This window comes from Rhizobium sp. FKL33, from assembly GCF_005222915.1.
GTDB lineage: Bacteria > Pseudomonadota > Alphaproteobacteria > Rhizobiales > Rhizobiaceae > Rhizobium_E.
The window spans coordinates 82,940-102,384 of the sequence record NZ_STFX01000015.1; the positions used below are offsets into that span (position 1 = coordinate 82,940).

The window sequence follows — 19,445 nt, forward strand, 5'->3', positions numbered from 1 at the left end:
GTTCTCCTCAACCGTAATGGACGCGCCGCTCGATGAAGCGGAACTGGAAGATGGTCAGCACCAGCACGATCACCATCAGGATGACCGATTGCGCCGAGGAGCCGCCGAGATCATTGCCGCGGAAGCCGTCCATATAGACCTTGTAGGTCAGTGTGATCGGATTGTTGGCCGCCTTGTCCTTCACCATCACGTCGATGACGCCGAATGTGTCGAACAGCGAATAGGTGAAGTTGATGATCAGCAGGAAGAAGGCGGTGGGCGTCAGAAGCGGAGCGGTCACCGTCCAGAATCGCCGGAAGCCGTTGCGGCAATCGATCGCGGCGGCCTCGCGGATCGAGGCTGGAATGCCCTGAAGCCCGGAGAGGAAGAAGATGAAGTTGTAGGGTATCTGCTTCCAGACCGCGACGAAGATCATCGCAAAGGCCGTGTCGTTATAATCGAGCCCCACCTTCATGTCCCAGCCGAACAGGGCGGCGAAGCGGACGAAGGGGCCGATATGCTGGTCGAAAAACATCATGCCGGTGAGGCCGGCCACCGGCGGGGCGATGGCGTAGACGGAAATCAGGATGGTCTTGTAGGTCGAGGCGCCGCGAATGACCCCATCCGCCTTGACCGCGAGCAGCAGGCCGATCGACAGCGAAAAGAAGGTCACGACCACGGTGAAGAAGGCCGTGAAGCCGGCAATGCCGCGATATTCGGGCGAGGTCAGCGTGTCCCAGTAATTCTGCAGGCCGACGAAGGTCGAGCCGAAGCCGAACGGATCTTCCAAATAGAAGGAAGACTGGATCGCCTGCACCGACGGCCAATAGAAGAAAATGAAGATCACCGCGAGCTGCGGCGCGAGAAACAGATAGGGAATGACGGGCGATGAAAATTGGACGCGCTTCATCTGAGGCCTCTTCTGGCTCAAAGGAAGAACCGCCTCCGGATGAAGGCGGTCCTCATGATCGTCAGGTCCCTTCCATGCGAGGAAGGGGCGATGGCGTCAGCCAGACGTCTTGGCGAAGCGGGCGAGCAGTTCGTCGCCTTCCTTCTTGATCGTGGCGAGCGCGTCCTTCACCGAGGTCTCGTTGGCGAAGATGCGGTTGTATTCGCGCTCCATGATCTCGCGGATCTGCGGATAGAAGCCGAGGCGATAGCCCTTGGACCACTGGCCCGACGGCAGCATCAGCTGCTTGATGCCGACTTCGGCGACCGGCTTCTTCTCGTACCAGCCTTCTTTCTTGGCCAGTTCATAGGCTGCCTTGGTGACGGTCACATAGCCGGTTTCTTCATGGTAGAACTTCTGCACTTCCGGCGAGGTCAGGAACTGGAAGAAGTCGGCGACGCACTTGTTTTCTTCATCCGACTTGCCGGACATGGCGAACAGCGCCGCGCCGCCGATGAAGGAGTTGACGCCGGCGCCCTTGATGCCACCCCAGTAGGGCAGGAAGTCGGCCGAGAATGGCATCTGAGCCGTCTTCTGCAATCCGCCGAAAGAGCCCGACGAACCGATCCACAGAGCGGCCTTGTTTTCTTCGAAGACCTTCTGGTTGTCGGACCAGCCGGCGCCGTAATAGCCGAACCAGCCCTTGTCGGCCCAATCCTTGAGCTTGGTGAACATCATTTCGAGGTTCGGATCGGTGACGTTGAGCGTCGTGCCTTCGGTCGAATCATAGCCGTTGTTGTTGGAGGCGAACTGGATGTTGTTGCGCGAGAAGAAGTTCTCGGTGAACTGCCAGGTCAGCTGGGCCTGAACGAGCGGCACGAAACCGGCGTCCTTGAGCTTCGGCGCGATGGCTTCGAACTCTTCCCAGGTCTTCGGGGCTTCGACGCCGGCCTTCTTCAGCGCGTCGGTGTTGATATACATGATCGGGGCGGACGAGTTGAACGGCATGCCGACGAACTTGCCGTCAGCGTCGGCGTAGAAATAGCGGATGCCGTCGATGAAGGCTTCGCGGTCGAACTTGTAGCCGGCCTTGTTGATCAGGTCTTCAGCCGGGATGACGGCGCCCTTGGCGTTGATGATCGTGGCGGCGCCGGCGTCGAACACCTGCAGGATGTTGGGCTGCTCGCCCGAACGGAAGGCGGCGATGCCGGCGGCCAGCGCCTCTTCATAGGTGCCCTTGGAGACGGGGGTGAGCGCGCAAGCCGACTGGGCGGCGTTGAACTTCTTGGCGACTTCGTTGATCACTTCGCCGTTCTTGCCGCTCATGCCGTGCCACCAGGTGATGTTGGTGGCGGCGAAGGACGTGGTGGCGGAGAGCGCGACGGCCATCACGGCCAGCGAGAACTTCTTCAACATGTGCGTTTTCCCTGTTGTTGACCGGGTATCGGTTCGGGGAGTGCACTAGTCTGTTCCAGTGACAGCGCGGTTACGCTTTTGTGACAGCTTGTTGACGTTAACTGTTAGAAATAGCTCATAAAATGCGCGGGCCAGCGCCATGGCCTGATGACCACCACATCATAACGCGCCCCAAGATCAGCCGCCTGCTGCTGGCGCGAGAGCCAGATGTCGCTTGCGCGCCGGATGCGTTCTTGCGTCTCGGCGGTCACCGCATTCAGCCCGTCTTCTATCGAAGCCCGCGCCTTGACTTCGATGAAGACGGCGAGATCCTTCTTGCGGGCGACGATGTCGATTTCGCCGGAGCGCGTCTTGTAGCGCATTGCCATGATCCGGTAGCCCTTGGCGATGAGATAGAAGGCGGCGAGATGTTCGGCGACATGGCCGCGAAGGAAGGCGCGTCGGCGATTCCTCGACGGCGCTGTCATCCCCGCTCCTCCTTGAGCTCCAGGAGGCGCTGATAGAGATCCTTGCGGGGCAGCCCCGTTTCGCGAGCGGCTTCCGCGGCCGCCTTGGCGGTGGGCAAGGAGACAGAGAGTTCGCGCAGATAGGCGTCGAGCGCTTCGCCTTCGGGCGCCGCTTCCGCTTCCGGCGGCGCGATGGCCAGCACGATCTCGCCCTTCACATTGTCCTGCGCGCTATAGAATTGAGCGAGCTCGCCGAGGCTGCCGCGCCGGAACTCCTCATAGGTCTTGGTCAGTTCTCTGCAGACGCAAGCCTGCCTGTTTTCACCCAGAACCAGGGCTGCGTCCGCAAGGGAGGCCGCAATCCGGTGCGGCGATTCGAACATGATCAACGTGCCCGGTACAGTGGCGATTTCCTTGAAGCGGTCGCGCCTGGCCTTTTCCTTCTGCGGCAGGAAGCCGCCGAAGAAAAACGAATCGCTCGGCAGGCCCGCCGCCGACAAAGCGGTGATCACCGAGGAAGGGCCGGGAATCGGGATGGCCTTTCGCCCCGCCTCGACCACGCTCTGCACCAGCCGGAAGCCGGGATCCGAAACCAGGGGCGTGCCGGCGTCCGAAATCAGCGCCACCGATTTTCCCGCCTCGATCTCCGCGATCAGGCGCGGTCCGGCCTCCGTGGCGTTGTGTTCGTGATAGGGATAGGGCCGGCGGCTGATGCCGTAGCGTTCCAGCAGCACCCGGCTCACGCGGGTGTCTTCTGCGGCGATAATGTCTGCCGCAGCCAAAGTCTCCAGCGCGCGCAGCGTAATGTCGCCGAGATTGCCGATCGGCGTGGCCACCAGATAGAGGCCGGGCTCGAGCGGACGCGCCGGGATTTCGAGCGTGCGGATGCGGAATTTCCGGTCGCCGGAAGGCGCTGCGCTATCGTCGTCGTCCAAGTCTTGCTCCGGAAGTGAATGAAGTCAGGCCTTTATGGGCCGGGGGCGGATCATGTGCAAGGCGCGTTTTTCGGATCGAAAGCACTTGCAATATCATTGCGCTTTCTGCCATTTTGCCCGTCCGCGCGGGGGCGGGCGACGCCGGAACGTCCGGCAAGAACAAAAAACGGTAGGATCATGCGTATCACACTCGAGCGTTCCAATCTCCTGAAATCCCTGGGACACGTCCATCGCGTAGTGGAGCGTCGCAACACGATCCCGATCCTGTCCAACGTGCTGCTGAAGGCAGAGGGCGCGTCGCTGACCATGAAGGCGACCGACCTCGATCTCGAAATCACCGAGGCCGCGCCGGCGCTGACCGAGCAGGCGGGCGCCACCACGGTGCCCGCGCATCTTCTCTACGAAATCGTCCGCAAGCTGCCCGACGGCTCGGAAGTGTCGCTCAGCACCTCGGCCGACGGCGCAACCATGAGCGTCGCCTCGGGTCGGTCGAAATTCTCGCTGCAATGCCTGCCGGAAAACGATTTTCCGGATCTGACCGCCGGGACTTTCGCCAACGCCTTCACCATCAAGGCGGCCGATCTCAAGATGCTGATCGAGCGCACCCAATTCGCCATCTCCACCGAGGAGACGCGCTATTATCTGAACGGCATCTTCCTGCACACGGTCGAAACCGGCGGCGCGCTGAAGCTGCGCGCGGTGGCGACCGACGGGCATCGCCTGGCCCGCGCCGAAATCGAAGCGCCCTCGGGCTCCGAAGGCATGCCGGGCATCATCGTGCCGCGCAAGACAGTCGGCGAAATCCAGAAACTGATCGAAAATCCCGAGGCCGAAATCCGTTTCGAAGTCTCCGACGCCAAGATCCGCCTGTCCTTCGGCGAGATCGTGCTGACCTCAAAGCTGATCGACGGCACCTTCCCGGATTACCAGCGCGTCATTCCCTCAGGCAATGACAAGGAAATGCGGGTGGATTGCGCCACCTTCGCCAGCGCCGTCGATCGCGTGTCGACCATTTCCTCAGAGCGCGGTCGCGCCGTGAAGCTCGCGCTCTCCGAAGGGCAGATGGTGCTGACGGTGAACAATCCCGACTCGGGCAGCGCGACGGAAGAACTCGCCATTTCCTATGATGGCGACCCGCTCGAGATTGGCTTCAATGCCCGCTATCTGCTCGACATCACCGGTCAATTGGCCGGCGACGATGCGGTGTTCAAGCTCGCCGATCCCGGCTCGCCGACGATCATTCTCGATTCGACGGGCGCGGACGCGCTTTACGTTCTGATGCCGATGCGCGTCTGACACAGCCGAAATATTTCCGGTTCGTTAACCATGGGCCCCTTGCCTCTTGGGCCGCGCCGCTTCACATATCGGTCAACGACCATGAAGGGCGCAGGCGCATGCATCGACTGAAGACACGATTCGCCGAAAAGTTCGACGACGAGATCCGTTTCATCAAGGGGATGATGTCGCGTCCAAAGACGGTCGGAGCCATAGCCCCGACCTCGTCGCGAACCGCCCGCGCCATGGCCGAAGCGGTCGACGTCAATTCCAGGCTACCCGTTCTCGAACTCGGACCCGGCACCGGCGTCATCACCCGCGCCATTCTCCAGCATGGCGTCGAGCCCTCCCGGATTTTTTCCATCGAATATTCCGAGGATTTCCTCAGCCATCTCCGGGTGAAATATCCGGGCGTGAATTTCCTGCATGGCGACGCCTTCGACGTTTTCAATGCGTTGCCGGCCCATGCTGGACGGCAGTTCGATTGCGTGATCTCCGGCATTCCACTCCTTAATTTTCCGATGGAGGCGCGCATCCGCCTGATCGAGGATCTGCTCGACCTGGTGCCGCGCGGCCGTCCGGTGGTGCAATTCTCCTATGGACCGGTGTCTCCGGTCATCGCCAAGCCCGAGAGCTATCGCATCAAGCACCATCACTTCATCGTGCGGAACCTGCCGCCGGCGCAGATCTGGCATTATTACCGCCCCGTGTCCTGATGTTCGGGGTCTACGTCACCCATCCGCAGGTTCGGATCGATCCCGTGGTTCCCGTGCCGAATTGGGGGCTGTCGGATGTGGGTCGAGCACGTGCGGAAAAGACCGCCGCCGCGGCCTGGATCCGGGACATCGACCGAATTGTTTCCAGCGACGAAACCAAGGCCACCGAGACCGCGCATATTCTTGCTTCCGCCAAGGGGCTGGATGTCGAGATCGGCGAGGGCATGGGCGAGAACGACCGCAGCGCCACCGGCTTTCTGCCGCCGCCTGAGTTCGAAAAGGCTGCCGACTGGTTCTTCGCCCATCCCGACGAGAGCTTTCACGGCTGGGAGCGCGCCGTGGACGCCCAGGCGCGGATCGTCGCGGCCGTCCGGACGGCGCTTGCAGACTGGCCTGTCGATCGTCCGATCGCCTTCGTCGGCCATGGCGGCGTCGGAACTCTTCTCAAATGCTGGCTCGGAAACATGCCGATCAGCCGAACGCCGGATCAGAAGGGCGGCGGCGGCGGCAATCTCTTCGCGTTCCGCCTCGAGAATCTGGCCCTGATGTCGGACTGGACGCCGATGGAAGACTGGGCCGGCCCTGACGGAAGCGGTTGATTTCGCGGCCTTGACGCCGCTCCTGTCTTGCGGCTCGCGCCTGCTCGTGGCACTGCTGCCGCAACGCGAAAAGGAGAGGCTCTCATGTCGGCGAAGGACAGGCTGATCGTCGGGCTCGACGTGCCCAATGTGCAGGAAGCGGACCGCATCGTCACGAAACTCGGCGCGACGGTCTCTTACTATAAAGTCGGCTACCAGCTGGCTTTCGCCGGCGGGCTGGAATTCGCCCGCGATCTCGCCCGCGACGGCAAGAAAGTCTTTCTCGACATGAAGCTTCTCGACATCGACAACACGGTGGCGAGCGCGGTCGAAAACATCGCCAAGATGGGCATGAGCATGCTGACGCTGCACGCCTATCCCAAGGCCATGCGCGCCGCGGTCGAGGCGGCCAAAGGTTCGGACCTCTGCCTGCTCGGGGTCACCGTGCTGACCTCCATGGATGAAGCCGACCTCATCGAGGCAGGCTACGAATATGATCCGCATACGCTGGTGCTGCGCCGGGCCGAACAGGCCCGTCGCGCCGGCATGGGCGGCATCGTCTGCTCTGCGGAGGAAGCCAAGGCGGTCCGCAAGGTCGTCGGCCCCGAACTCGCCGTGGTCACGCCCGGCATTCGCCCGGCCGGCGCCGAGAAGGGCGACCAGAAGCGGGTCATGACGCCCGCAGACGCCATTCGCGCCGGCGCGTCGCATCTCGTCGTCGCCCGTCCGATCGTGAAAGCGCCGGAACCGCTGGCTGCGGCAAAGGCGATCCTTGCCGAGATGGAGACGGTGCTCTAACACAGATTGCAGTCTGTCCGAGCAAGGTGGAGGCCCGTCATGGCAAAAGGTTATTGGATCGCCCGCGTCGATATCCGGGATCCCGAGCGCTACAAGGATTATGTCGCGACCGCCAAGCCGGCCTTCGAGGAATATGGGGCGGTGTTCCTGGCGCGCGGCGGCGACTATCGCCGGCTCGAAGGCCAGGTCCGCGCCCGCAATGTGGTGATCGAGTTCCCGTCGCTGCAGGCTGCCTATGATTGCTACCATTCCGCCCAGTACCAGAAGGCCGCCGCCATCCGTCAGGAAGTCGCCGACGCCGAAATGGTGATCGTGGAAGGCGTAGCCTGAACTAACAACTTCATTTCGCGCGCCGATTCGGATATGACCGGCCAAAAGGCGCCGAATTTCAGGAGATCAAGATGACGCTGTCGAATTTGCCGAAACTCGTGACTGTGTTTGGCGGATCGGGTTTCGTGGGCCGGCATGTCGTTCGCGCGCTGGCGCGGCGCGGCTACCGTATCCGTGTGGCGGTCCGCCGCCCCGATCTGGCGCTGTTCTTGCAGCCGCTCGGCAATGTCGGCCAGATCTCCTTCGTTCAGGCCAATCTGCGCTATCGCAATTCCGTCGACGCTGCCGTCAAGGGCTCCGATTACGTGGTCAACTGCGTCGGCCTTCTCTTCGAACAGGGCCGCAACAGTTTTGACGCCGTGCAGGAATTCGGCGCGCGCGCCGTGGCCGAAGCCGCTCGCGCGACGGGCGCCGGCCTGACCCACATCTCCGCCATCGGCGCGGATGTGCATTCCGCCTCCGCCTATGCCCGCTCCAAGGGCCGCGCCGAGCAGTCGATCCTGCAGACCAAGCCGGACGCAGTGATCCTGCGCCCGTCGGTGGTGTTCGGCCCGGAAGACCAGTTCTACAACAAATTCGCCGACATGGCCCGCATCGCCCCCTTCCTGCCGCTGGTCGGCGGCGGCAAGACCAAGTTCCAGCCTGTTTTCGTGGATGACGTCGCCGAAGCCGTGGCGCGCTCGGTCGACGGTCTGGTCGAAGGCGGCAAGGTCTATGAACTCGGCGGCGCCGAAGTCGTGAGCTTCAAGGAAATCCTCGACGACATTCTGCGCGTGACCTGTCGCAACAAGTCGCTCGTCACCATTCCCTTCGGCGTCGCCTCGCTGCTGGGCTCCGTCGCCTCGCTCGTGCCCTTCATCACCCCGCCGATCACGGCCGATCAGGTCACCTTGCTGAAAAAAGACAATGTCGTCTCCGACGCCGCCATCCAGGAGGGCCGCACGCTCGAAGGTCTGGGCATCAAGCCGACGCTAGCCGCCGCCATCCTGCCGACCTATCTGGCAAGATATCGTCCCGAGGGCCAGTTCACGCAGACCGACGCGGCCGGCTGATCGCCAAACATTAAGAATTGATGAAACGGCTCCGGGGCGACTGGGGCCGTTTTTCTTTGACCATGCTTTCCGCCCGAGTCCATTCCTACGGATCGATTACGCTTCATTAACCAGTTGCTGACAATTTTAACTGAATTTTATTTTCAGACCTTGCGTGGAAGCTGGAGTTGCCCAAAAGTCGCACAGGGCGGCTAGTTTTGTTAAACTTGGATAAAGCCATTCGCCTGACATTGATTGCGCAGACGCAACTGATTAGAAGCCGCTCAGATGCGTCAGGGACAAGGCGGCTCCGCCAACTCTGCAAACTTTTTTGAGGAAATTATGGGCAAATCGATCGCATTGTTCTTTGCGTCTGCGGCGCTTGTCATTCTTGCTGGCTCCTTCATGGCGCCGCATACCGATGCCGCCGACAAGAACCGTTGCGCCCCCGCCTATGGCGTGGATCCCTGCGCCGTGACGGGCTCCGTTCCCGCCCATTGATCTCTGGTCATGAAAAAGGACGCCGGCGGCGTCCTTTTTCATGATATCTGTTCTGCTTGAAGGCCGGCTCGACGCCGGCCTTTCGCATTCCGGTCAGCCCTGCAGATAGAGGCCGATCAGGCTCGCCGTCCCGACGATGATCCGCCACCAGGCGAAGGGCGCATAGCCGCGACGCGAGACGAAAGCCAGCAGCGAGCGCACCACGATGAGGCCGCTGACGAAGGCGGCGACGAAGCCGACGCCGATATTGGTGACGTCGTCGAGATTGAGATCGTTGCGGTTCTTGATCAGGTCGAGCGCAAAGGCGCCGACCATGGTCGGCATGGCGAGAAAGAACGAAAACTCGGCCGCAGACCGTTTGTCGGCCCCCATCAGCAGCGCCCCGACAATGGTCGCGCCGGAGCGCGACGTGCCCGGGATCATGGCGATGCACTGGCAGAGCCCGATCTTCAGGGACAGCGGCAGCGGATAGTTCATGGCGTCGAAATGGCGCGGCTGGAACTTCATCTTGTCGACGGCGAGCAGGATGACGCCGCCGATGATCAGCACATAGCTGATCAGCACGGGCTCCTCGAACAGCACCTTCTTGATGAAGTCATGCGCGAGCGCTCCAATGATGGCGGAGGGCAGGAAGCCGACCAGGATCGACAGCACGAACCAGCGCGACCGCTCCGACGAATGCAGCGTCATCGCCACGTCGAGCAGCTTGCGGAAATAGACGAGCAGGATCGCCAGAATCGCGCCGAGCTGGATCAGAACCGGGAAGGTGTTGCCCGTGCTCTTGAAGCCCAGGAAATGGCTCGCAAGCAGAATATGCGCCGTGGACGATACCGGGATGAATTCGGTCGCGCCTTCGAGAAGCCCGAGAATAAGCGCGCTGAAGATGGAATGACTTTCCATGTGAGCCTCGTGACATGCCTGTCTTGTTGTCGGTCGATAGACCGGGTTTTCGCATCAATTTGTTAAAGTTCGCCGCAGTTTTGCCTCGGCTTTGTCGATTTATTTACCGGGTTTGAGGGACGCATCACGACTTTGCCCCAAATCGGCCATAGGGCGCTTGACGATTCTGCGCGCCATGCGCACCTGTATGATTATGGCGCAACGGGTGACGTCCGCGCGTGACACGCGAGGCGCGAGCCTGTCCTCTCACAAAGTCGGTTAAACATTTATGCCCGTCCTTTATCACCATCCGATGTCGACCGCCTCGCGATTCGTGCGCCTTATCTTTTCGGAATATGGCGTTCAGGCGGAATTGATAGAGGAAGCCGTCTGGGAGAAGCGAAAAGATTTCCTCGCCCTCAATCCGGCCGGCCAGTTGCCTGTCTTCGTGGACGACAATATGCGCGCGCTCTGCGGCGCGACCATCATTTCGGAATTTCTCGATGAGACCAGCGGCGTCCTGAAGCGCGACCGGCGCCTGCTTGCCGAAGATCCCTTCCAGCGCGCCGAGATCCGTCGCCTCACCGAATGGTTCCTCAACAAGATGGAACAGGACGTGACACGTCCGTTGGCGCGGGAACGGGTGTTCAAACTGTTCATGACGCCCGATCAGGGCGGCGGCGCGCCTGATTCCAAGGTGCTGCGCACCTCGCGCAACAATATTCGACAGCATATGCGCTATCTCGCCTGGCTTGCGGGCTCGCGTACCTGGCTGGCTGGCGAGCGGATGAGCTATGCCGATCTCTCGGCCGCGTCGGCCATTTCCGTGCTCGATTATCTCGGCGAGATCGACTGGAACGAATGGCCGCAGGTGAAGGACTGGTATCAACGCATCAAGTCTCGCCCCGGCTTCCGGCCGCTTCTCAACGATCGCATCCGCGGCGTGACGCCGGTGTCGCATTACGCCGACCTGGATTTCTGACATGTCGGGCGCGGCGGGCCGCGGCAACGACATCCGCGGGCGCGCCGACTGGGTGAAGACGCTCGCCCGCGAGGTCGGCTTCGATGTCTGCCGCATCACCGCTCCTGACGATCTCGAGGCCGCCCGCGCCGATCTCGCCGGTTTCATCGATGCAGGCCATCACGGAACGATGGCCTGGATGCCCGAAACGAAAGAGCGGCGCGGCGATCCGCGCGTGCTCTGGCCTGATGTCCGCTCGATCATCATCCTCGGCATTAATTACGGGCCGGAGGGCGATCCCCGCGACAATCTCATCCGGCCCGAGATCGGCAACATCTCCGTCTATGCCCGCCATCGCGATTATCACGACGTCATCAAGGGCAAGCTCAAGGAGATCGCCCAGAAATTCGCGGCGCGTACGAACGCCGAGGTCAAGGTCTTCGTCGACACTGCGCCGGTGATGGAAAAGCCGCTGGCCGCGAAAGCCGGACTTGGCTGGCAAGGCAAGCACACCAATCTCGTCAGCCGTGATTTCGGCTCCTGGCTGTTTCTGGGCAGCATTTTTACAGCGGCGGACCTGGAGTTCGACCCCCCCGAGCGCGATCACTGCGGCTCCTGCCGCTCCTGTCTCGACGCCTGCCCGACCGGCGCTTTTCCCGCGCCCTACCGGATCGATGCGCGGCGATGCGTCTCTTACCTCACCATCGAGCACAAGGGGCCGATCGACCGGGAGATCCGGCCGCTGATCGGCAATCGTATCTATGGCTGCGACGATTGCCTCGCGGCCTGTCCCTGGAACAAATTCGCCGAGGTCGCCCGCGAACAGAAACTGCGCGCCCGCGAGGATCTCGCCTCTCCACCGCTCGCGGATCTCCTGGCGCTGGATGACGCCGGATTCCGCGCGCTGTTTTCCGGCTCGCCGGTCAAGCGCATCGGGCGCAACAGGTTCATCCGCAACTGTCTGATCGCCGCCGGCAATTCCGGCGAGGCGCGTCTTGCGGAGCACTGTCGCCGTCTGCTGTCCGACGAGGCGGCGGAGGTGCGCGGCATGGCGATCTGGGCCCTGGCGCGGCTCGGCGCACTGAAGGATGACGACAAGACCGGTGCGCAAAACGAGCCGGATGACTATGTAAGAGAAGAATGGAAACAAGCGGGACTATTGCCATGACGATGACGATTTTGGGCGCGGGCTTTTCAGGCAAGGCGATCGGCAGGCTCGCAAGCGCGCGTTTTCCCGTGTTCGGCACGACGCGCAGCCAGGCGAAGTTTCCGGCGCTGGAACGCGCGGGCGTCCGGCCGCTGCTGTTCGACGGCGAGACCGTCTCGGACGAATTGGCCGCCGCCCTGTCCGAGACAACGGCGCTCGTTCAGTCCATTTCCCCGGACGAAAAAGGCGACGCCTTCCTCAGGCTCATTCCTTCTCTGAAGGCTTTGGCCCCGCGGCTCGAATGGGTCGGCTATCTCTCGACCATCGGCGTCTATGGGGACCACAAGGGCGCTTGGGTGGATGAAGCCGCCGAGCCGACGCCGCTGTCGAACAGGTCGCGCGAGCGCGTGCTCGCCGAAAATCAATGGCTGGAGGCCGGCGCCGGCGAGGACATTCCGGTGGCGTTGCTGCGTCTGTCCGGCATTTACGGGCCGGGCCGCAATCCCTTCGTCAATCTCGACAACGGCACGGCGCGGCGCCTGGTGAAGAAGGATCAGGTGTTCAATCGCATCCGCGTCGAGGATATCGCCCGCGCCACGCTCTTTCTGATGGACCGTAAGCAAGCGGGCGCTTTCAATGTGACCGACCACATGCCGTCACCCTCGCAGGATGTCGTGGCCTATGCAGCGGAACTCATGGGCGTGCCCGTGCCGCCCGATATCCCGTTCGAGACGGCGGAACTGAGCCCGATGCAACGCTCCTTTTATGGAGAAAACAAGCGGGTCGGAAACGCCAGAATCCGCGATCTCGGCTTCGAATTTCTCTATCCGGATTACCTGGTTTCGATGCAACAGCTCTGGAAAGACGGCGTCTGGCGAGGTTGAATTGTGGCATTTATGCGGCAAAGGCGCTTATTGAGCTATAAATACAGCTGTAAAAATTCGTGAAGATTTGATTAAACGCGCTTTTCTCAGCGTTTTTTGTGAGGGTGCAGGACTTTTGGCGGCGCGGGAGAAAGACGCCGCTTACCGTCTGAATCTTCTAGACTCTCATTCTCAGGTTGTGGCGCTGATTCCCATATTGGCGCAACGAGCCCTCCGTTAATATTTCAGTTTTTACATTGCGTGAACGCATGAGGCACGTTTTTGCCTCTTTTTGCCCGAACAAGGTCGTCCCCAGGAATAAACGTCTTGGGAAGTCTAAATGTTCGAAAAAAAATCTCGCCACGCTCTCGCGCTTGCTGCTGTGGTTACCACGTTTGCCCTCGGGCAGACCCCGGCTGAGGCTAGAGACGGTTGTGGCGGAGCCTCCTGGTATGCGCTGCATTCCCGCACCGCATCCGGCGAACGCATGAACCCGTCCAAACTCACCGCCGCTCATCGCAATCTGCCTTTCGGGGCCAAGGTGAAAGTCACCAACCGCAACAATGGCCGCGCCGTCGTCGTTCGCATCAATGATCGCGGTCCATTCATTCGCGGACGCGTCCTCGACCTCTCCCGCGCCGCCGCCCACCAGATCGGCATGGTCAGCAGCGGCACCGCCAAGGTCTGTTTCGAAGTCATCGGCTGATCCCTTCCGAATTAGCGCCGCCCCCACGCTTGCTCTTCGGACAATTCGCGGGTACCACCCCGGGAAACAAGGAGATTGAAGCAATGCGGCTGGGCGGACGCCTTTCGGGGGCGATCGAAGTGTTGAGCGATATCGAAACGCGCCGTCGACCGGTCGCCGACGCGCTCAAGGATTGGGGTCTCTCCCGCCGCTTTGCCGGTTCCGGCGATCGCGCCGCTGTCGGCAACATCGTCTATGACGCGCTCCGGATGAAGCTGTCGCATGCCTGGCTGATGGACGATGCGTCTCCTGCAGCCCTCGCTTACGCGGTGATGCTGCGTCAGTGGGGATATGGCGCGGCAAGTCTCGCCCGCGAATTCGACGGCGACAAATTCGCGCCCGAGCCGCTGTCCGAGGACTGTCTCGCCGCTTTCGCCGCCCGCCGGCTCGACGATGCGCCCGATTATGTGCGCGGCGATATTCCGGAATGGGTGGTCGACCATTTCCAGGCCAATTTCGGCGAGGCCTGGCTGAGGGAAGCCCAGGCGCTGGCCGAGCGCCCCACGCTCGATCTGCGCGCCAACACGCTGAGAGCCACCCGCGACAAGGTCGTCCGCGCGCTCGAACAGGCTCAGGCGCGTCCCTCCGTGATCGCCCGCCTCGGCGTGCGCATTCCGGCCGGCGAAGGACCGTCGCGGCTGCCCAATGTCACGGCGGAACTGTCCTTCCAGAAGGGCTGGTTCGAGGTTCAGGACGAGGGATCGCAGATCGTCGCCGACCTCATCCTGGCCCGCGAAGGCGAGCAGATCCTCGATTATTGCGCCGGCGGCGGCGGCAAGACGCTCAGCCTCTCGGCCTCCATGGCCAACAAAGGCCAGGTCCACGCCTTCGACGCCGATCGCAAGCGGCTCGCCCCGATCATCGAACGCCTGCGCCGCGCCGGCGCGCGCAATGTTCAGGTCCACGAGCATGAGAAATCCATGGCGTCGATTTTGAGCAGATGCGACCGCGTCCTGGTCGATGCGCCCTGCACCGGCACGGGCACCTGGCGGCGGCGTCCCGACACCAAATGGCGCCTGACGCCGAAAAATCTCGAGGAGCGGCTGAGCCAGCAGCGCGAGGCGCTCACCAAGGCCAGCGCCTATGTGCGGCCGGGCGGCGTGCTCTGCTACGTCACCTGTTCGATCCTGCCCGAGGAAAATCAGCGTCAGGTCGAGGATTTCCTCGCCGCCAATCCGTCTTTCTCGCTGGTTTCGGCGCTCGACGGCTGGACGTCGCTGTTCGGCGCCGCTGCGCCGCAACCCTATTCGCCGGACGGCCTGTCGGTAACGTTGACGCCGGCCTCCACGGATACGGACGGCTTCTATTTCGCGATGATGCGCCGAACCGGCTGAACTATCTTTCGAGCCTCAGCGGATATTGCTGGCTCGGCGGCAGCCGATGATGCAGCACCGCAATCGAGATCATCAGCGCGCTTCCGGCCGACACTACCGCCATCAGAAGCGGCAGGCTGAAATGGCTGGCGAAGGCGACGAGCGGGATCGCGCCCGCCGGCGGATGTGTGACCCTGAGGATCAGCATCACCGCAATCGTCAGGCCGACCGCGACCGCTGCGGCGAGCCAGGCGCCGGGAAACAGCCAGACGGCCAGCGATCCGATCAAAGCTGCGACAAAATAGCCGCCGAACACATTGGCCGGCTGGGCGAGCGGGCTCTTCGGTTGGCCAAACAGCAGCACTGCGGTCGCGCCGAAGGGGGCAAGCAGGAAGGGCATGCCGGTGGCGACCGCCACGCCGCCGATGCCCGACATCGCGAGCACTGCGCCGCAGCCGGATTTCAGATGCGACAAAGCCTGCCCCGGCGGCTCATGGCGTTGAATGAAGTGCCTGAGGTGTTTGATCATGTCGCCCGCGGATGTGATGATTTCGCGAGCATAATGCGCAAAATTTAATCTGCAAGCCGGGGATTTTCTGATCGGTTCCCCTGGGAAGGAATAGTTGCCCTCGACAGTCTCATATCTGGATGATTTGACACCAGTTTGGAGATGAGTCAGAACAGCGCCAATCCATCTGATGTCAAGGAGCGTCCATGACTCGTCTTCCCTTCGCCCGGCTGAGCCTGGGCCTCGTGTCGGCCACCGCCCTTTTCGGCATGTCCAGCGCCTTCGCCGCCACCGATATCGGCGCAGTGGTCAAGACATATGCCGAAATCGGCCACGCCAAATATGAAGACTCGCTAATCACCGCCAAGGCGCTGGACAAGGCGATCGACGCGCTGATCGCCAATCCCTCCGAAGACACGCTGAAGGCCGCCCGCGAGGCCTGGATCAAGGCCCGCGTTCCCTATCAGCAGACGGAAGCCTATCGTTTCGGCAATCCCATTGTTGATGACTGGGAAGGCAAGGTGAACGCCTGGCCGCTCGATGAAGGCCTGATCGACTATGTCGACAAGTCCTACGGCACGGAAAGCGACGAAAACGAGCAGTATACGCTCAACGTCATCGCCAATCCCAAATTCACCATCGGCGGCAAGGAAATCGACGCGACCAAGATCACGCCGGAACTGCTGTCGGGAACGCTTCAGGAAGCCGGCGGCTCGGAATCCAACGTCGCCACCGGCTATCACGCGATCGAATTCCTGCTTTGGGGTCAGGATCTCAACGGCACGGGTCCCGGCGCCGGCGCGCGGCCCTACACCGATTACGACGTCAAGAACTGCACCAACGGCCATTGCGACCGTCGCGCCCAGTATCTGAAGGCCGCCTCCAGCCTGCTGGTCAGCGATCTCGACTATATGGTCAAGCAGTGGACGCCCGAAGGCGAGGCCTACAAGGCCGTGCTCGCCGATCCCAAGAAGGGCATCGTCGCCATGCTCACCGGTATGGGCTCGCTCTCCTATGGCGAACTGGCCGGCGAGCGCATGAAGCTCGGCCTGCTGCTGCATGATCCCGAAGAAGAGCACGATTGCTTCTCCGACAACACCTTCAATTCGCATCTCAACGACGCCATCGGCATCGCCGGCGTCTATGAGAACGCCTATACCCGCGTCGACGGCACTAAACTCAATGGTCCCTCGCTCTCCGATCTCGTCAAGGAGAAGGACGCCGCTCTCGACACGGAAATGAAAACAAAGCTCGGCCATACGCTCGACGCCATGCACGCCATGGCCAAGCGCGGCGAGACGGTCGAGGCCTATGACCAGATGATCGGCGAAGGCAACAAGGACGGCAACGCCGTGGTCCAGGCGGCGATCGATGGTCTGGTGGATCAGACCAAATCCATCCAGCGCGTCATTTCCGCGCTCGACCTCGGCCAGATCCAGCTCGAAGGCTCCGATAGTCTGGACAATCCCAACGCCGTGTTCCAATAAGCGGATAGGGCCTGATTGGCCCCGTTTCACGGTTTCATGGTGCAAATGATGCGACGCCCGGCTCTGCGGTTGAACCTTCTGGTCCTCCCCTTGCTGGGCGTTTCCGCATTCGCGTCTGCCGATACCGCCAAACGCCCGGATCTCGATCCACGCGACCAGGCGCGCGTCGCTGATGTGGTCAGGCCCACGACGGATTTCTCCAAGGCCGAGCCCTATGAAGCGATGCAGGCCGGGGCCGCGACCTCGATCGAAGATCCCGACCGCAACGCGTTTTCGCATTTCTCCGCCAATCTGCCTGATGAAGACGTGATGAATTTCCGTCTCGGCAATGCGCTTTTCCGAAAGATCTGGGTTCCCGCGCCGTCATCCACCCAGGCCTCGGATGGTCTGGGGCCATTCTACAACGCCCGCTCCTGCGACGCCTGCCACATCAATGACGGTCGTGGTCATCCGCCGGAAGGCAAGGCGGACATGACCTCGATGTTCCTCCGTCTGGCGCGTGAGCCGACGAACGATGCGGAGAAGGCTGCGCTCAAGGATCATCTGCGGCTCAATTTCCCCGATCCCGTCTATGGCGGTCAGCTGCAGGACAAGGCCATCGCCGGCGTCGCGCCCGAGGGACGGATGCGGATCAGCTATCAGCCGCAGCCGTTCCGTTTCCCCGACGGGACCGTCGTCGAACTTCGCAAGCCCATCTACCAGGCCGTCGATCTACGCTACGGGCCGCTCGATCCCCACACATCGCTCTCGCCGCGCATGGCCCCGGCCATGATCGGCCTCGGCCTCATCGAGGCGATCGCCGAGGGTGACATACTGGCCAGGGCCGATCCCGACGACCGTAACGGCGACGGCATTTCCGGCCGTCCGCAATGGACCCGCGCGAGCAATGGCGCGGTGCAGGTCGGTCGTTTCGGTTGGAAAGGCGAGCAGGCCAATGTGCGCGACCAATCGGCGCATGCCTTTCTCGGCGATATCGGCATTTCCACGCCGATACTTCCCGATGATCATGGCGACTGCTCCCCCAAGCAGGCCGACTGTCTGGCGCTCGCGGGCGGAAGCCAAGCCCGCCTCGGCCCCAGTGAAGCCCCCGATCCCGTTTTGCCGCTGGTGAGTTTCTACTCGGAAAATCTCGCTGTTCCCGCTCGCCGCAAGGCGTCCTTTTCGGAAACTCTGGCGGGAAAGAAACTGTTTTACGACGCAGGCTGCGCTGGCTGCCACACGCCGAAATATGTGACGCGCAAGGACTGGCCGGCCAAGCCGCAACGCTTCCAGTTGATCTGGCCCTATTCCGATTTCCTACTGCACGATATGGGAGACGGTCTGGCCGATGGTCAGACTGTGGGGGTAGCCTCGGGGCGGGAGTGGCGCACGCCGTCGCTTTGGGCTATTGGCCTCACCCGGGTGGTCGGCGGGCAGGAATTCTACCTGCATGACGGCCGCGCCCGATCTCTGGAAGAGGCCGTGCTCTGGCATGACGGCGAAGGCCGCGCCGCCCGTGACGCCTATGCCAAGCTCGACAAACGCGACCGCGATCTCATGATCCGTTTTCTGGAGTCGCTCTGATGACGATGAAATCCATCCTTCTGATCGCCGCCCTCATGGCGCCGCTGGCGACGCCCGCGCTCGCGGTCGACGACGCGCTCGCCCGCAAGATCATGGTCAACGCGGTCGACGGCTATATCAGGCCGTCCTACAGCGCCCTAGAGGATGCCGCCCACGGGCTCTCGGATAACACCGCCGCCTTCTGCGCCGCGCCCAGCGATGACGGCCTGAAGGGTCTGAATGCGCGGTTCGGCGACCTCGTCGAAGCCTGGGCGCGCATCGAGATCGTGCGCGAGGGGCCGGTGCTCGAAAACAACCGCTATGAGCGGATCCTCTTCTATCCCGACCGCAAGTCAACGGGTCAGAAACAGGTTCAGAAGATCCTCGCCGATCCCGACGCCTCCGACATGGATGCAGCCGGTCTCGCCGCCAAGAGCGTCGCGGTTCAGGGCCTCGGCGCCTATGAACTGACCTTCTTCGGCCGTGAGGCCGGGCTGGTCGCCAGCCCTGACGACGCCGACCAGTGCCGTTATGGACTTGCGGTGTCCCGTAACATCGAAGCCATCGCCGGCGAACTCTCCGCCGCCTGGGATGCGCCCGATGGCGTGGCGAAGAACTGGAAAGAGCCCGGCCCCGCCAATCCGGTCTTCCGCACCGGCGACGAAGCGCTGCAGGCGATGATCGGCATCTTCGTGCATGGGGTCGAAACCGTGCGCGACCAGCGCGTGAAACCCTTCTACAAGGGCGCGGGTGAAAAGACCTCGCCGCGCCTCGCCTTGTTGTGGCGGTCTGAAAACACCATGCGCGCCATTCACGGCAATGTCTCGGGTCTCGCCGATCTCTGGAAGACCTCGGACATGCGAAGCCTGTTGACCGGCGACGCCGAAGCCCTGGCCGACGCCGTGGAGTTCGACTTCAAGGCTGCCGCCGGCGCTGTCGGCAAAATGGAGCAGCCTACCGCCGAAAAGCTGGCGGATGGCAAATATCAGCGCAAGATCGATTTCATCCTGTTCAATCTGCGCGACGCCAGCACACGCATCGATCGCGATGTCGGCGCCGCCGTGGGATTGAGCGCCGGCTTCTCCTTCGGCGACGGAGACTGACCC

Annotated in this window: 21 protein-coding genes; 15 read left to right on the top strand and 6 right to left on the bottom strand. The window is 62.2% G+C overall.

The annotated features are described in order from the left end of the window. Window positions 1-7: 7 nt before the first annotated feature. The 4 genes from E8Q41_RS09355 to rsmI form a co-directional block, all read right to left on the bottom strand. The gene (locus tag E8Q41_RS09355) at window positions 8-889 is read right to left on the bottom strand and encodes an ABC transporter permease subunit (protein ID WP_137155267.1); all 882 of its coding nucleotides are present in this window, start codon (window positions 887-889) and stop codon (window positions 8-10) included. A 96-nt stretch (window positions 890-985) separates the two neighbouring features. Beyond that, complete coding sequence (locus tag E8Q41_RS09360) at window positions 986-2,284, bottom strand: extracellular solute-binding protein (RefSeq protein WP_137155268.1); 1,299 nt, start codon at window positions 2,282-2,284, stop codon at window positions 986-988. A gap of 104 nt (window positions 2,285-2,388) precedes the next feature. Then, window positions 2,389-2,751: a YraN family protein gene (locus E8Q41_RS09365; RefSeq protein ID WP_137155269.1), complete on the bottom strand. Its 363-nt coding sequence runs from the start codon at window positions 2,749-2,751 to the stop codon at window positions 2,389-2,391. Beyond that, window positions 2,748-3,617, bottom strand: a complete 870-nt coding sequence (rsmI, locus tag E8Q41_RS09370) for a 16S rRNA (cytidine(1402)-2'-O)-methyltransferase (RefSeq protein WP_246660143.1) — start codon at window positions 3,615-3,617, stop codon at window positions 2,748-2,750. Before rsmI ends, E8Q41_RS09365 begins: the two co-directional genes overlap by 4 nt. Window positions 3,618-3,842: 225 nt before the next feature. On the opposite strand from rsmI, the gene dnaN reads away from it, so the two are divergent. The 7 genes from dnaN (at window position 3,843) to E8Q41_RS25515 (ending at window position 8,894) form a co-directional block, all read left to right on the top strand. After that, window positions 3,843-4,961, top strand: a complete 1,119-nt coding sequence (dnaN, locus tag E8Q41_RS09375) for a DNA polymerase III subunit beta (RefSeq protein WP_137155271.1) — start codon at window positions 3,843-3,845, stop codon at window positions 4,959-4,961. A gap of 98 nt (window positions 4,962-5,059) precedes the next feature. Continuing rightward, entirely contained in the window at window positions 5,060-5,656 is a 597-nt protein-coding gene (gene pmtA / locus E8Q41_RS09380; RefSeq protein ID WP_137155272.1) for a phospholipid N-methyltransferase PmtA, read from the top strand. Continuing rightward, window positions 5,656-6,255, top strand: coding sequence for a histidine phosphatase family protein (locus E8Q41_RS09385; protein ID WP_137155273.1), 600 nt, complete (start codon window positions 5,656-5,658; stop codon window positions 6,253-6,255). The genes pmtA and E8Q41_RS09385 overlap by 1 nt, the downstream gene beginning before the upstream one ends. A gap of 84 nt (window positions 6,256-6,339) precedes the next feature. Further along, complete coding sequence (pyrF, locus tag E8Q41_RS09390; protein WP_137155274.1) at window positions 6,340-7,032, top strand: orotidine-5'-phosphate decarboxylase; 693 nt, start codon at window positions 6,340-6,342, stop codon at window positions 7,030-7,032. Window positions 7,033-7,071: 39 nt separating this feature from the next. Further along, window positions 7,072-7,362: a DUF1330 domain-containing protein gene (locus tag E8Q41_RS09395; RefSeq protein ID WP_137155275.1), complete on the top strand. Its 291-nt coding sequence runs from the start codon at window positions 7,072-7,074 to the stop codon at window positions 7,360-7,362. 71 nt (window positions 7,363-7,433) lie between these two features. Further along, entirely contained in the window at window positions 7,434-8,414 is a 981-nt protein-coding gene (locus tag E8Q41_RS09400) for a complex I NDUFA9 subunit family protein (RefSeq protein ID WP_137155276.1), read from the top strand. Between the two features lie 321 nt (window positions 8,415-8,735). Beyond that, window positions 8,736-8,894 carry a hypothetical protein gene (locus tag E8Q41_RS25515; protein ID WP_170976425.1) on the top strand — a complete coding sequence of 53 codons (159 nt, stop codon included), beginning with the start codon at window positions 8,736-8,738 and terminating at the stop codon, window positions 8,892-8,894. A 93-nt stretch (window positions 8,895-8,987) separates the two neighbouring features. Here the strand turns inward: E8Q41_RS25515 and E8Q41_RS09405 are convergent, their stop codons facing one another. After that, a complete protein-coding gene (locus tag E8Q41_RS09405; RefSeq protein ID WP_137155277.1) occupies window positions 8,988-9,794 on the bottom strand; it encodes an undecaprenyl-diphosphate phosphatase in 807 nt (268 codons plus the stop codon). 268 nt (window positions 9,795-10,062) lie between these two features. Here E8Q41_RS09405 and E8Q41_RS09410 point away from each other — a divergent pair, with 268 nt between their 5' ends. From E8Q41_RS09410 to E8Q41_RS09430, 5 genes are all read left to right on the top strand, one after another. After that, the gene (locus E8Q41_RS09410) at window positions 10,063-10,755 is read left to right on the top strand and encodes a glutathione S-transferase family protein (protein WP_137155278.1); all 693 of its coding nucleotides are present in this window, start codon (window positions 10,063-10,065) and stop codon (window positions 10,753-10,755) included. A gap of 1 nt (window position 10,756) precedes the next feature. Beyond that, window positions 10,757-11,902: a tRNA epoxyqueuosine(34) reductase QueG gene (queG, locus tag E8Q41_RS09415; RefSeq protein ID WP_137155279.1), complete on the top strand. Its 1,146-nt coding sequence runs from the start codon at window positions 10,757-10,759 to the stop codon at window positions 11,900-11,902. Continuing rightward, on the top strand, window positions 11,899-12,765 hold the full coding sequence (locus E8Q41_RS09420; protein ID WP_137155280.1) for an SDR family oxidoreductase: 867 nt from the start codon (window positions 11,899-11,901) through the stop codon (window positions 12,763-12,765). The genes queG and E8Q41_RS09420 overlap by 4 nt, the downstream gene beginning before the upstream one ends. 319 nt (window positions 12,766-13,084) lie before the next feature. Further along, window positions 13,085-13,450, top strand: a complete 366-nt coding sequence (locus tag E8Q41_RS09425) for a septal ring lytic transglycosylase RlpA family protein (protein WP_137155281.1) — start codon at window positions 13,085-13,087, stop codon at window positions 13,448-13,450. A gap of 83 nt (window positions 13,451-13,533) precedes the next feature. Then, on the top strand, window positions 13,534-14,823 hold the full coding sequence (locus E8Q41_RS09430) for an RsmB/NOP family class I SAM-dependent RNA methyltransferase (RefSeq protein WP_137155282.1): 1,290 nt from the start codon (window positions 13,534-13,536) through the stop codon (window positions 14,821-14,823). Between the two features lies 1 nt (window position 14,824). Here the strand turns inward: E8Q41_RS09430 and E8Q41_RS09435 are convergent, their stop codons facing one another. Next, window positions 14,825-15,331, bottom strand: coding sequence for an HPP family protein (locus E8Q41_RS09435; RefSeq protein WP_137155283.1), 507 nt, complete (start codon window positions 15,329-15,331; stop codon window positions 14,825-14,827). Window positions 15,332-15,579: 248 nt separating this feature from the next. Here E8Q41_RS09435 and E8Q41_RS09440 point away from each other — a divergent pair, with 248 nt between their 5' ends. Genes E8Q41_RS09440 through E8Q41_RS09450 form a run of 3 tightly spaced genes read left to right on the top strand, consistent with a single transcriptional unit; the run spans window position 15,580 to window position 19,442 of the window. Next, the gene (locus E8Q41_RS09440; RefSeq protein ID WP_246660144.1) at window positions 15,580-16,797 is read left to right on the top strand and encodes an imelysin family protein; all 1,218 of its coding nucleotides are present in this window, start codon (window positions 15,580-15,582) and stop codon (window positions 16,795-16,797) included. Between the two features lie 48 nt (window positions 16,798-16,845). Next, entirely contained in the window at window positions 16,846-18,360 is a 1,515-nt protein-coding gene (locus E8Q41_RS09445; RefSeq protein ID WP_246660140.1) for a di-heme oxidoredictase family protein, read from the top strand. Beyond that, window positions 18,360-19,442, top strand: a complete 1,083-nt coding sequence (locus E8Q41_RS09450; RefSeq protein WP_137155285.1) for an imelysin family protein — start codon at window positions 18,360-18,362, stop codon at window positions 19,440-19,442. Before E8Q41_RS09445 ends, E8Q41_RS09450 begins: the two co-directional genes overlap by 1 nt. The last annotated feature ends 3 nt before the right edge of the window (window positions 19,443-19,445 follow it).

Bases quoted from the DNA above. Each gene is read 5' to 3' on its own strand.
- E8Q41_RS09450 (WP_137155285.1), top strand. From the start codon at position 18,360: ATGACGATGAAATCCATCCTTCTGATCGCCGCCCTCATGGCGCCGCTG.
- E8Q41_RS09425 (WP_137155281.1), top strand. From the start codon at position 13,085: ATGTTCGAAAAAAAATCTCGCCACGCTCTCGCGCTTGCTGCTGTGGTT.
- pmtA (WP_137155272.1), top strand. From the start codon at position 5,060: ATGCATCGACTGAAGACACGATTCGCCGAAAAGTTCGACGACGAGATC.
- E8Q41_RS25515 (WP_170976425.1), top strand. From the start codon at position 8,736: ATGGGCAAATCGATCGCATTGTTCTTTGCGTCTGCGGCGCTTGTCATT.
- E8Q41_RS09435 (WP_137155283.1), bottom strand. From the start codon at position 15,331: ATGATCAAACACCTCAGGCACTTCATTCAACGCCATGAGCCGCCGGGG.
- E8Q41_RS09445 (WP_246660140.1), top strand. From the start codon at position 16,846: ATGCGACGCCCGGCTCTGCGGTTGAACCTTCTGGTCCTCCCCTTGCTG.
- E8Q41_RS09440 (WP_246660144.1), top strand. From the start codon at position 15,580: ATGTCCAGCGCCTTCGCCGCCACCGATATCGGCGCAGTGGTCAAGACA.
- pyrF (WP_137155274.1), top strand. From the start codon at position 6,340: ATGTCGGCGAAGGACAGGCTGATCGTCGGGCTCGACGTGCCCAATGTG.
- E8Q41_RS09405 (WP_137155277.1), bottom strand. From the start codon at position 9,794: ATGGAAAGTCATTCCATCTTCAGCGCGCTTATTCTCGGGCTTCTCGAA.
- E8Q41_RS09355 (WP_137155267.1), bottom strand. From the start codon at position 889: ATGAAGCGCGTCCAATTTTCATCGCCCGTCATTCCCTATCTGTTTCTC.
- queG (WP_137155279.1), top strand. From the start codon at position 10,757: ATGTCGGGCGCGGCGGGCCGCGGCAACGACATCCGCGGGCGCGCCGAC.
- E8Q41_RS09410 (WP_137155278.1), top strand. From the start codon at position 10,063: ATGCCCGTCCTTTATCACCATCCGATGTCGACCGCCTCGCGATTCGTG.
- E8Q41_RS09360 (WP_137155268.1), bottom strand. From the start codon at position 2,284: ATGTTGAAGAAGTTCTCGCTGGCCGTGATGGCCGTCGCGCTCTCCGCC.
- E8Q41_RS09400 (WP_137155276.1), top strand. From the start codon at position 7,434: ATGACGCTGTCGAATTTGCCGAAACTCGTGACTGTGTTTGGCGGATCG.
- E8Q41_RS09385 (WP_137155273.1), top strand. From the start codon at position 5,656: ATGTTCGGGGTCTACGTCACCCATCCGCAGGTTCGGATCGATCCCGTG.
- E8Q41_RS09395 (WP_137155275.1), top strand. From the start codon at position 7,072: ATGGCAAAAGGTTATTGGATCGCCCGCGTCGATATCCGGGATCCCGAG.
- E8Q41_RS09365 (WP_137155269.1), bottom strand. From the start codon at position 2,751: ATGACAGCGCCGTCGAGGAATCGCCGACGCGCCTTCCTTCGCGGCCAT.
- E8Q41_RS09430 (WP_137155282.1), top strand. From the start codon at position 13,534: ATGCGGCTGGGCGGACGCCTTTCGGGGGCGATCGAAGTGTTGAGCGAT.
- dnaN (WP_137155271.1), top strand. From the start codon at position 3,843: ATGCGTATCACACTCGAGCGTTCCAATCTCCTGAAATCCCTGGGACAC.
- E8Q41_RS09420 (WP_137155280.1), top strand. From the start codon at position 11,899: ATGACGATGACGATTTTGGGCGCGGGCTTTTCAGGCAAGGCGATCGGC.